This is a genomic window from Planomonospora algeriensis (genome assembly GCF_977012225.1).
On the sequence record NZ_CDRNDK010000229.1, the window covers coordinates 1 to 10,011 of the forward strand.

A 10,011-nucleotide genomic window follows, 5' to 3' on the forward strand; every position below is an offset into this window, starting at 1 on the left:
CCCCGCTGCGGCCCGGCGGCCTGCGCGGGGCGCTGCTGTCCTGGGACGGGCGGCTGGTCGACGACGCCCGGCTGGTGGTGGCGCTGGCCAGGACGGCCGCCGCGCACGGCGCGGCGGTCCTGACCCGGTGCCGGGCGCTGGAACTGGACGGCGCGGGAGCGCGGGTCCGCGACGAGCTCACCGGGGAGACCTTCGCGATCCGGGCGCGGGCGGTGATCAACGCCGCCGGGGTCTGGGCCTCCCGGCTGAACCCGGGCATCCCGTTGCGCCCGTCGCGCGGCACCCACCTGGTACTGCGCCCCGAGACCCTGCCGGGACTGCGGGCCGGCCTGCACGTGCCGATCCCCGGGACGGGCAACCGCTTCGCCCTGGTGCTGCCCCAGGCCGACGGGCGCATCTACGTCGGGCTGACCGACGAGCCGGTGGAGGGGCCGGTCCCGGACGTGCCGGAGGCCCCCGAGGAGGACGTGGCGTTCCTGCTGGACGTGCTCAACTCGGTGCTGGGCGCCCCGGTCCGGCGCCAGGACGTGGCCGGGGCCTTCGCCGGGCTGCGCCCGCTGCTGGCCGCCGAGGGGCGCACCGCCGACCTGTCCCGGCGGCACGAGCTGCTCACCTCCGAGGACGAGGTGATCACGATCGTGGGCGGCAAGCTCACCACCTACCGGCGGATGGCCGAGGACGCGGTCGACTGGGCCGTGTGGCTCCACGACCTGGGCGCGGGGCCGAGCCGTACGGCGCGGCTGCCGCTGGTCGGGGCCGTCCCGGCGGGGGTCCGGCCCGCCGACCGGCTGGCAGAGCGGTACGGGAGCGAGGCCGGGGCCGTGCGGGCCTTGATGGAGCGCGACCCCGCGCTGGCCGAGCCGCTGCCCACCGGGGTCACCGGGGCCGAGCTCGTCTGGGCGGTCCGGCACGAAGGGGCGCTGGACGCGGGCGACCTGCTGGACCGGCGGACCCGGATCGGCCTGGTGCCGCAGGACCGGGAGGCGGCCCTGCCCGCCGCGCGGGCGGCCCTGGCCTATCCGGAGGAGCCGAATCGGGCCTGAGCTTTTTCAAACCCGTCGCCATACCCTCCAAAGCGTTAGGTTAGTCTTACCTAAGCCTGGATAGGGGGACCGAGAGGGCTCGGGGAAGGGGGCAGGGATGACGGCGAAGGGGTGCCCGCACTCCGCGTTCAGCCATACCGCGGAGATGCCGGTCCATGCCAGCGCGACGGTCGGCGCCCGCTTCTGGCTGCTCATCGAGCACTCCGGGCCCTGGGCGTCCCATCTGGAGGACTGCGTCCTTCCCGAGGACGTGCACACCCTCATCAAACGGGCGACCAACCTCGGCATCCGCCCCCAGCTGATCCGCCGGCCGGGCCGCCGGACGCCCCCGGCCCCCGGCATCCACGTCATGGTGGGCGACGCGCGCGGCCCCGAGCCGTGGCTCGCCGAGGCCGTCGTCGCCGACCCGGACGATCTCGACCTGGACGCGCTCGTGGCCGGAGTGCTCCCCAAGTCCTGCATACTGGTGAGTGAGCCGGTTTTTCTGGTCTGCACGCACGCGAAGCGCAACGTGTGCTGCGCCCGCATTGGACTTCCCCTAGCTCGTTCGCTGGCCGAGGTTTGGCCGGACAGAACATGGGAAACATCACATGTTGGCGGCGATCGCTACGCCGCCAATCTCGTGTGCTTGCCACACGGCCTCTACTACGGCAGCATGTCTCAAGCTGCTGCGATCGCAGCAGCGGACGCGTACCGGTCCGGCGAGGTTGTTCTCGACCGTTTCCGGGGGCGCGCGGGCATTCCTGAGCCACTGCAAGCTGCCGAGCATTTCGTCCGTGCCCACACGGGAGAGCTCTCGGTCGGCGGAGTGGCCGTGGAGTCCTCCAGGTCGGACGGCGAAGCCACCGAGGCCATCGTGCGCGGTAGCGACGCTCGTTTTCGGGTAGTGGTTGAACCCATGACGCTCACGGCGCCATGTGGTACGGCTTGCGCCGACACGATCACCACCTATCGGCTGGTCACGCTGGACAGGCTCACGTCTGTGCGGTACGCCACGCCCGTGCCGGCCTGATCGGGGAACATCGCGGCTGATCCACGCGTTGGCACCAAGGATGTCAAAAGCGTCCAATGCGGCAGTAACCCGAAATTCTTCTCACTAGAAGGTGGTTTTCTCATGTCTCAGGTACGTCGGCAGACCGCCCGTCCTCGGCCCAGCTGGGGCTGGCAGGATGACGCCGCGTGCCGGGGCGAGGACCTCGTGCTCTTCTTCGGTCCCGATGGCGAACGTCAGCCCGAGCGTGACATCCGCGAGCGCAAGGCCAAGGCCATCTGCGCCCAGTGCCCCGTCCGCGCCGAGTGCCTGGACTACGCGCTGTCCCGCCCGGAGAAGTACGGCACCTGGGGCGGTCTGAACGAGGACGAGCGCGCCTCCGAGCGCCGTCGTCGCATGCGCCGCGCCGCCAGCGCCGGCATCAGCGCCGTCGCCTGAACACCTCCACCCGGCTTCCCCCGCACGTGTGATCTCGCTGGTCCCCCGGAACCGCAGCGAGATCACACGTCGCCGTATCCGGGCCCATCCCCTCGGGCCCGGATCTCTTGCGTCAGGGCCGGTTACGGCCCGGCTTCCGCATCTCCTTGTGGATGACCTTCCACTTGTTCTGCAGCTCCTTGCGGAGCCGCGCGTCGGTCCGGGAGGCCATCCAGGCCGCCTCCCGCTGGAGCTTCCGCCAGCTGGCCAGCCTGCGCTCGGGGAGCGTGCCGTCCTCGATCGCGGCGATGACCGCGCAGCCCGGCTCGCTGTCGTGACCGCAGTCGGCGAACCTGCACTCCTCGGCGAACTCCTCGATGTCGGCGAAGACCGCCTCCACGCCCTCGCCCATCTCGTACAGGCCGATGCGGCGGATGCCGGGCGTGTCGATGACGAGCCCGCCGCCGGACAGCGGGATGAGCTCGCGGTGCACGGTGGTGTGCCGGCCCCGGCCGTCGCCCGCGCGGACCTGCTGGGTCTCCATCACCGCCTCCCCGGCCAGGGCGTTGACCAGCGTGGACTTGCCCGCACCCGAAGCGCCCAGCACCACCGCGGTGCGGGAGCCCTCCAGGTAGCCGCGGACGAGGTCGACGCCCTCGCCGGTGACGGAGCAGACGGCGTGCACGTCCACGCCCGGCGCGGCCGAGGCGACCTCGTCCATCAGGAAGCCGAGGCCGTCGCCGATCAGGTCGGCCTTGGTGACCAGGACCACCGGGTGCCCCCCGCTCTCCCAGGCCAGGGCGAGCAGCCGTTCGATCCGGCCCAGGTCGGCGGTGTCGGTGGCGTGCAGGGCGGGCTCGGCGACGAAGACGACGTCGACGTTGGCGGCCAGCACCTGGCCCCGGGAGTCGCCGGACAGGCCGCCCTGCGAGGTCCGGCCCACCCCTCCCCGGACGAAGGCGGTACGGCGCGGCAGCAGCGCCTCCAGTTCGAAGCGCCCCTCGGGGAGCCGGCGGATCGCGGCCCAGTCCCCCACGCAGGGCAGGTCGACCGGGTCGGCGGCGGCGGCCCGCCGTACACGGGCGCTGTAGTGGGCGGTCAGGTGGCCTTCGGCGCAGAGCACCTCGGCGGCGCCGCGGTCGACGCGGGCCACCCGGGCGGGCAGCGTCCCGGCGGGGAGTTCGGCGGCGAGGGAGTCGTTCCAGCCGAGCGCGGAGAGATCGTAGAAGTCAGGAAGAACTGACGAGGACAACGTGGGTACACCCTTTGGAAAAGACCGGGTGCCCCGCGCTGCGAAGTCGGCTAGGCGGACACCCGGAGGTTGACGGACGGCGGGTTCGTCAGAAAGGCCCGCATAGTCCTCACCTCCCTCTCGTGTCGTCGCCACCCGGCATCACCGGGCGGCACGTGGCCGGGTCCACTATAACGCGGACCCGGCCGGTGTCCGCAAACGCTTTTCCGCCCGCGCGCCGCGCGGGCGGTCAGATCACAGGCCGGGGGCCGGGAAGCGCGAGGTCAGCTCGCGCACCTCGCCCTGCACGCGGGCGACGACGTGCTCGGCCTCGTCCTCGCCCTTGGCCAGGGCGGTGACGACCTGGTCGATCCAGACGCCGATCTGCCGCATCTCGTCCGTGCCCATGCCGCGGCTGGTCACGCCCGCGGTGCCCAGCCGGATGCCCGACGGGTCGAACGGCTTGCGCGTGTCGAACGGCACCGAGTTGTAGTTGGTCTCCAGTCCCGCCCGGTCCAGGGCCTGGGCGGCGGGCTTGCCGCCGACGCCCTTGGGGGTCAGGTCCATCAGGATGAGGTGGTTGTCGGTGCCGCCGGAGACCAGGTCGAACCCGCGGGAGTTGAGCTCCTCGGCCAGCGCCCGGGCGTTGGCGACGACCTGGTGGGCGTAGGCCTTGAACTCCTCGGTGGCGGCCTCGCCGAGCGCCACCGCGATGGCGGCGGTGGTGTGGTTGTGCGGACCGCCCTGCAGGCCGGGGAAGACGGCCTTGTTCAGCGCGGTGGCGTGCTCGTCGGAGGTGGCCATCAGCATGGCGCCGCGCGGGCCGCGCAGCGTCTTGTGCGTGGTGGTGGAGATGACGTCGGCGTGGCCGACCGGCGACGGGTGGGCGCCGCCCGCGACCAGGCCGGCGATGTGCGCGATGTCGGCGGCGAGGACGGCGCCCACCTCGCGGGCGATCTCGGCGAAGGCCGGGAAGTCGATCGTGCGCGGGATCGCGGTGCCGCCGCAGAAGATCAGCTTGGGGCGCTCGCGGAGGGCGATCTCGCGGACCTCGTCCAGGTCCACGCGGCCGGTGTCCTTGCGCACGCCGTACCGGACCGGGTTGAACCACTTGCCGGTGGCCGAGACCGACCAGCCGTGGGTGAGGTGGCCACCGAAGGGCAGGCCCATGCCCATCACGGTGTCGCCGGGCTGCAGGAAGGCCATGTAGATCGCGAGGTTGGCGGGCGAGCCGGAGTAGGGCTGGACGTTGGCGTGGTTCACGCCGAACAGCGACTTGGCCCGCTCGATCGCCAGGGTCTCGATCTGGTCGATGACCTGCTGGCCCTCGTAGTAGCGCTTGCCGGGGTAGCCCTCGGAGTACTTGTTCGTGAGCACGGTGCCCGTGGCCTCGAGCACGGCCTTGGAGACGTAGTTCTCCGACGCGATCAGTTTGACCGTGTCGGTCTGGCGGCGCTCCTCCGCCTTGATCAGGTCGGCGATCTGCGGATCGACGCTGGAAAGAGAACCACTCATGGCGCCTTCACTCCCTGCCTACGTTGACGACATGCGGAGACCCAGGCGCGCGGCCTCCGCCGTTTCCGCTCCCCGGTGGTTGTTCCACCAAATGCGCCAGTCGCGCTTAGACGATATCGGACCGTCCCCCGCGGCTGACCCGTCCCGTGCCGTCGGCGGGCCAGAGCCGGTCCACCTCGGCGTTGAGCGTGGCGCCGATGAGCACGGCCAGGGCCGTGATGTACAGCCACAGCAGGACCGCGATCGGGGAGGCCAGCGAGCCGTAGATGGACACCGGCGTGAACCAGTCGGCCAGCACCGCGCGCAGCACCGCGGCGCAGGCGATCCAGATGATGAGCGCCAGCACGGCGCCGGGCATCTCCCGCCACCAGCGCGTGCGCACCGGCACGCTGACGTGGTACAGCAGGGTGAGGAAGAAGACGGAGCCGACGACCACCACCGGCCAGTAGAGCACGTCCACCAGCCCTCCGTAGTCGCGCGGCAGCGCGCCGCGCAGCGCCTCGGGCCCGAGCACCAGGACCGGCATGACCAGCAGGCCGCTCAGCAGGCCCGCGAGGTAGAGCCCGAAGGACATCAGGCGGGTGCGGATGATGCCGCGCTCCTCGCCGAGGCCGTAGGCCACCGTGATCAGGTCCACGTAGACGTACAGCGCCCGCGAGCCCGACCAGAGCGCGAGCACGAAGCCCAGCGAGATCAGCGAGACCTGGTTCTCCGGTCTCAGCACGTCGTCGATGAGCGGGGTGACGACGGTGTCCACGGCGTTGTCGGTGAACAGCAGGTGGGCCTGCCGGTCGATCCAGAGGCTGACGTCCTGCACGGTCTCCGGCCCGAACACCTTGGTGAGCTGGCCCACCACGCCGATCAGGCCCAGCACGAACGGCGGGAGCGACAGCAGCGCGAAGAAGGCCGCCTCCCCCGCCAGCCCGGTGACCCGGTAGGCGACGCCGGCGTTCGTGGTGGCCACCGCCAGCGCCCACGTGCCGGTGCCGCGCACCCAGGAGAGCCCGGCCCGCAGCCTGGCGCTGTGGCGGCGCAGCCTGGAGTGGCCCCGCGGCCGTCGCCGCTTCGGTCCCGGCCGCCGCGCCGAGGCATCAGTGGACGTCATGGCACCCAACGGTATTCCCCCGCGGCCCTGTCCCACGAACTCGATCGGTGACGATCCGCCCCGCCCGCCGCCCCCGCCACCTGCGAGGAGACCCGCGAGGGGCGGCGGGCGGGGCCGGGAGCGGGCCCGGCGGCACAATGGAGGCATGATCTGCGACTCCTGCAAGGACCGCCGCCACGAGGACTGCCGGGGCGGGACGTGGTGCGACTGCCAGCACCAGCCCGCCGTCGAGCCCCGGGAGTCCCCGCTGGACTGGCCCCGCCAGGGCTGAGGCCGTACCTCCGGGGGCCGGTCCCGGCCCGAGCCAAAGCCCGGCCCGAGCTAATCCCCGGCCCGAGCCAAAGCCCGGACCAAGACCGCGTCCAGAGTGTGGACCCGATATTGGACATCTCGGGTCGCCAAGGTATCGTCATGGACATGCCAGCGGACCCCATGCTCGTCGTGCGACGCCACGTCGACCTCCTGCGTGTCCGCAGCGCGATCTGTCGCAACGCCCGTTGACCGTCGCCCTTCGCTGACTTCACCCAGCTCGGCGCGCGACAGGCGTTCTTCCCCGGAGTAACCGCTTCCCGCGGAGCAGAACCGGCCCCCGCACTCGACGATGAGGCGGGAGGAGCCTGTGCGTGTCCGTCACGTCTTCCCACCATCCGTAAGGACGCGCACACATGACGACCCCGGCACGCCCGGCCAACCGCCACCACAAGCGCCCGAAGGGCGAAGGCCAGTGGGCTCTCGGCTACCGAGAGCCGCTGAACAAGAACGAGGAACTGAAGAAGAACGACGACGGGCTCAACGTCCGTCAGCGGATCATCGACGTCTACTCCAAGGGCGGCTTCGACTCCATCGACCCGGCCGACCTGCGGGGCCGGATGCGCTGGTACGGCCTCTACACCCAGCGCCGGCCCGGGATCGACGGCGGCAAGACCGCGGTCCTGGCCCCCGAGGAGCTCGACGACCGCTACTTCATGCTCCGCGTCCGCATCGACGGCGGCCGGCTCAGCCTGGAGCAGCTGCGCACCATCGCCGACATCTCCAACCTCTACGGCCGCGGCACCGCCGACGTCACCGACCGGCAGAACATCCAGATCCACTGGATCGAGATCGAGTCGGTCCCCGACATCTGGGCACGGCTGGAGGCGGTGGGCCTGTCGACCACCGAGGCCTGCGGCGACGTCCCCCGCGTCATCATCGGCTGCCCGCTCGCCGGGATCGACACCGACGAGGTCCTCGACGCCACCGACCAGGTCCGCCAGATCTACGACGACTACATCGGCAACCCGGACTTCTCCAACCTGCCGCGCAAGTTCAAGACCGCGCTGAGCGGCTGCCCGGCGCACTGCACCGTGCACGAGATCAACGACGTGGCCTTCGTCGGCGTCGTCAACGAGCGGGGCGAGGCGGGCTACGACCTGTGGGTCGGCGGCGGCCTGTCGACCAACCCGATGCTCGCCAAGCGCCTGGGCGTCTTCGTCACCCCCGAGCAGGCCTCCGAGGTCTACGGCGGCGTGATCGGCATCTTCCGCGACTACGGCTACCGCCGCCTGCGCCACCGGGCGCGGTTGAAGTTCCTGGTCAGCGACTGGGGCACCGAGAAATTCCGCGAAATTCTCGAGAAGGAGTACCTCGGGTACACGCTGCCCGACGGCCCCGCGCCCGCGGCGCCGCGCAGCGAGCGCCGCGACCACGTGGGCGTCTTCCCGCAGAAGGACGGCAACTTCTACGTCGGCTTCACCCCCCGGGTCGGCCGCCTCAGCGGGGACAAGCTGCACCTGATCGCCGACATCGCCGAGCGGCACGGCTCCGGCCGGGTGCACACCACGATCGAGCAGAAGATGGTCGTCCTCGACGTCGCCCCCGACCGGGTGGACAGCCTGGTGGCCGAGCTGGAGGCCAACGACCTGCAGGTCAACCCCTCCACCTTCCGCCGCCAGACGATGGCCTGCACCGGCATCCAGTTCTGCAAGCTGGCGATCGTCGACACCAAGGACACCGCGTCCCACCTGATCGACGAGCTGGAGGCCCGCCTTCCGGACTTCACCGAGCAGCTGACCATCAACGTCAACGGCTGCCCGAACTCCTGCGCGCGCGTCCAGACCGCCGACATCGGCCTGAAGGGCCAGCTGGTGGTGAACGACGCCGGCGAGCAGGTCGAGGGCTTCCAGATCCAGCTGGGCGGTTCGCTCGGCGCCGACTCCGGATTCGGCCGGAAGGTCCGCGGCCTGAAGGCCACCGCCGCGGAGCTGCCCGACTACGTCGAACGCGTGTTGCGCACCTTCGAGAAGCAGCGGAACGAGGGCGAGACCTTCGCCGCCTGGGCGCGGCGGGCCGACGACGCGGACCTCAAGTGAGCGGCAGAGCGGTCCCGTTCCACTGCCCGTACTGCGGTGAAGAGGACCTGGAGCCCTACGAGGGCGACGGCGGCTGGTACTGCCGCTCGTGCGCCCGCGCCTTCAAGCTGAAGTTTCTCGGAATCGGAGTGGTGAGATGACCCTGGTGGACGTGGAGATCGGATTACGTCAGCAGCGCGACACGCTCGACCTGCAGGACATCGTCGAGTCCGCCGCGCGGTTCCTGGAGGACGCCCCCGCCATCGAGATCATCCGCTGGGCGGCGGCGACCTTCGGCGACCGGCTCTGCCTGACCGCGTCGATGAGCGACGCCCTGATGATCGACCTGGTCAGCAAGGTCAAGCCGGGCGTGGACGTGCTGTTCATCGACACCGGCTACCACTTCGCCGAGACGATCGGCACCCGGGACGCGGTCCAGCAGGTCTACGACGTCAACGTGATCGATGTGCGGCCCTCCCGGACGGTGGCCGAGCAGGAGCGCGACCTCGGTCCGCGGCTGTTCGGCCGCAACCCCGACCTGTGCTGCTTCCTACGCAAGGTCGAGCCGCTCAACCGGGCGCTGGAGCCGTACCTCGCCTGGGTGTCGGGCATCCGCCGCGACGAGGCCAGCACCCGCGCCGGGATCAAGGTCGTGGAGTGGGACGCCAAGCGCCAGATGGTCAAGATCAACCCGATCGCCCGGTGGACGCAGGACGACGTCGACAACTACATGGCCGACAACGGGGTGCTGATCAACCCGCTGCACTACGACGACTACCCCTCGATCGGCTGCGCCCCCTGCACCCGCCAGGTGGCTCCCGGCGAGGACCCGCGCAGCGGCCGGTGGGCCGGGATGGGCAAGACCGAGTGCGGCATCCACACGTGAACCGCACCCCGCTCCCGCGGACCGGCCGGTCCCGCTGATCGCCGTGGCGCACGGGTCCCGCGACCCGCGCGCCGCCGCGACGGTGGAGGACCTGCTGGAGCTGGTGAGGGAGTCGCGGCCGGGGCTGCCGGTGCGGGCCGCCTACCTCGACCACGCCCCGCCGACGCTCGCCGGGGTGCTGGCCGGGCGGACGGAGGCGGCCGTGCTGCCGCTGCTGCTCGACCGAGGCCTACCACAGCCGGGTGGACACTCCCCGGCGCGCTGGCCGAGGCGGCGGCCCGGCAGCCGCGGCTGCGGGTGCACCGGGGCACGACGCTGGGCCCACACCCGCTGCTGACCACCGCCCTGGAGCGGCGGCTGGCCGAGGCGGGCGTGGCCGCCGGCGACCCGGAGACCGCGGTGGTGCTGGTCTCCGCGGGCTCCAGCGACCACCGGGCCAACGCGACCGTCGCCCGGATCGCCCGCGACTGGGCCCGGCGCGGCTGGTGGGCGGCGA

At 71.6% G+C, this 10,011-nt stretch carries 11 protein-coding genes, 1 pseudogene and 1 riboswitch; of the genes and pseudogenes, 9 read left to right on the top strand and 3 right to left on the bottom strand.

Going from position 1 to position 10,011, the window contains the following annotated elements; all coding sequences use genetic code 11:
• The 3 genes from ACWJ6R_RS21830 to ACWJ6R_RS21840 all read left to right on the top strand — a co-directional run.
• The coding region (locus tag ACWJ6R_RS21830; protein WP_449064015.1) for a glycerol-3-phosphate dehydrogenase/oxidase at positions 1-1,043 on the top strand (1,043 nt) is incomplete at its 5' end.
• A 97-nt stretch (positions 1,044-1,140) separates the two neighbouring features.
• On the top strand, positions 1,141-2,055 hold the full coding sequence (locus tag ACWJ6R_RS21835) for a sucrase ferredoxin (protein WP_449064016.1): 915 nt from the start codon (positions 1,141-1,143) through the stop codon (positions 2,053-2,055).
• Between the two features lie 102 nt (positions 2,056-2,157).
• Entirely contained in the window at positions 2,158-2,472 is a 315-nt protein-coding gene (locus ACWJ6R_RS21840; RefSeq protein WP_012893126.1) for a WhiB family transcriptional regulator, read from the top strand.
• Positions 2,473-2,584: 112 nt separating this feature from the next.
• Here the strand turns inward: ACWJ6R_RS21840 and rsgA are convergent, their stop codons facing one another.
• The 3 genes from rsgA to ACWJ6R_RS21855 form a co-directional block, all read right to left on the bottom strand.
• On the bottom strand, positions 2,585-3,703 hold the full coding sequence (rsgA, locus tag ACWJ6R_RS21845) for a ribosome small subunit-dependent GTPase A (RefSeq protein ID WP_449064017.1): 1,119 nt from the start codon (positions 3,701-3,703) through the stop codon (positions 2,585-2,587).
• Positions 3,704-3,937: 234 nt separating this feature from the next.
• Positions 3,938-5,197 carry a serine hydroxymethyltransferase gene (locus ACWJ6R_RS21850; RefSeq protein ID WP_449064018.1) on the bottom strand — a complete coding sequence of 420 codons (1,260 nt, stop codon included), beginning with the start codon at positions 5,195-5,197 and terminating at the stop codon, positions 3,938-3,940.
• Between the two features lie 32 nt (positions 5,198-5,229).
• A riboswitch (ZMP/ZTP riboswitch) is annotated at positions 5,230-5,311 on the bottom strand.
• Complete coding sequence (locus tag ACWJ6R_RS21855; protein ID WP_449064019.1) at positions 5,304-6,302, bottom strand: YihY/virulence factor BrkB family protein; 999 nt, start codon at positions 6,300-6,302, stop codon at positions 5,304-5,306. (Overlaps the previous riboswitch by 8 nt.)
• A gap of 145 nt (positions 6,303-6,447) precedes the next feature.
• Here ACWJ6R_RS21855 and ACWJ6R_RS21860 point away from each other — a divergent pair, with 145 nt between their 5' ends.
• From ACWJ6R_RS21860 to ACWJ6R_RS21885, 6 genes and pseudogenes are all read left to right on the top strand, one after another.
• Positions 6,448-6,573, top strand: a complete 126-nt coding sequence (locus tag ACWJ6R_RS21860; RefSeq protein WP_449064020.1) for a hypothetical protein — start codon at positions 6,448-6,450, stop codon at positions 6,571-6,573.
• Between the two features lie 146 nt (positions 6,574-6,719).
• Positions 6,720-6,803 carry a putative leader peptide gene (locus ACWJ6R_RS21865; RefSeq protein WP_373293860.1) on the top strand — a complete coding sequence of 28 codons (84 nt, stop codon included), beginning with the start codon at positions 6,720-6,722 and terminating at the stop codon, positions 6,801-6,803.
• A 164-nt stretch (positions 6,804-6,967) separates the two neighbouring features.
• Positions 6,968-8,650 (top strand): nitrite/sulfite reductase, encoded by a 1,683-nt coding sequence (locus tag ACWJ6R_RS21870; protein WP_449064021.1) that lies wholly within the window; start codon positions 6,968-6,970, stop codon positions 8,648-8,650.
• Positions 8,647-8,790: an Insertion element protein gene (locus ACWJ6R_RS21875; RefSeq protein WP_068895933.1), complete on the top strand. Its 144-nt coding sequence runs from the start codon at positions 8,647-8,649 to the stop codon at positions 8,788-8,790. The genes ACWJ6R_RS21870 and ACWJ6R_RS21875 overlap by 4 nt, the downstream gene beginning before the upstream one ends.
• A complete protein-coding gene (locus ACWJ6R_RS21880) occupies positions 8,787-9,515 on the top strand; it encodes a phosphoadenylyl-sulfate reductase (RefSeq protein WP_449064022.1) in 729 nt (242 codons plus the stop codon). Before ACWJ6R_RS21875 ends, ACWJ6R_RS21880 begins: the two co-directional genes overlap by 4 nt.
• A 37-nt stretch (positions 9,516-9,552) precedes the next feature.
• Positions 9,553-10,011: pseudogene (locus tag ACWJ6R_RS21885) on the top strand (sirohydrochlorin chelatase); the annotation flags it as partial.

Coding starts and splice junctions, on each gene's coding strand:
- ACWJ6R_RS21840 (WP_012893126.1), top strand. CDS start 2,158: ATGTCTCAGGTACGTCGGCAGACCGCCCGTCCTCGGCCCAGCTGGGGC.
- ACWJ6R_RS21870 (WP_449064021.1), top strand. CDS start 6,968: ATGACGACCCCGGCACGCCCGGCCAACCGCCACCACAAGCGCCCGAAG.
- ACWJ6R_RS21835 (WP_449064016.1), top strand. CDS start 1,141: ATGACGGCGAAGGGGTGCCCGCACTCCGCGTTCAGCCATACCGCGGAG.
- ACWJ6R_RS21860 (WP_449064020.1), top strand. CDS start 6,448: ATGATCTGCGACTCCTGCAAGGACCGCCGCCACGAGGACTGCCGGGGC.
- ACWJ6R_RS21880 (WP_449064022.1), top strand. CDS start 8,787: ATGACCCTGGTGGACGTGGAGATCGGATTACGTCAGCAGCGCGACACG.
- ACWJ6R_RS21855 (WP_449064019.1), bottom strand. CDS start 6,302: ATGACGTCCACTGATGCCTCGGCGCGGCGGCCGGGACCGAAGCGGCGA.
- ACWJ6R_RS21865 (WP_373293860.1), top strand. CDS start 6,720: ATGCCAGCGGACCCCATGCTCGTCGTGCGACGCCACGTCGACCTCCTG.
- ACWJ6R_RS21850 (WP_449064018.1), bottom strand. CDS start 5,197: ATGAGTGGTTCTCTTTCCAGCGTCGATCCGCAGATCGCCGACCTGATC.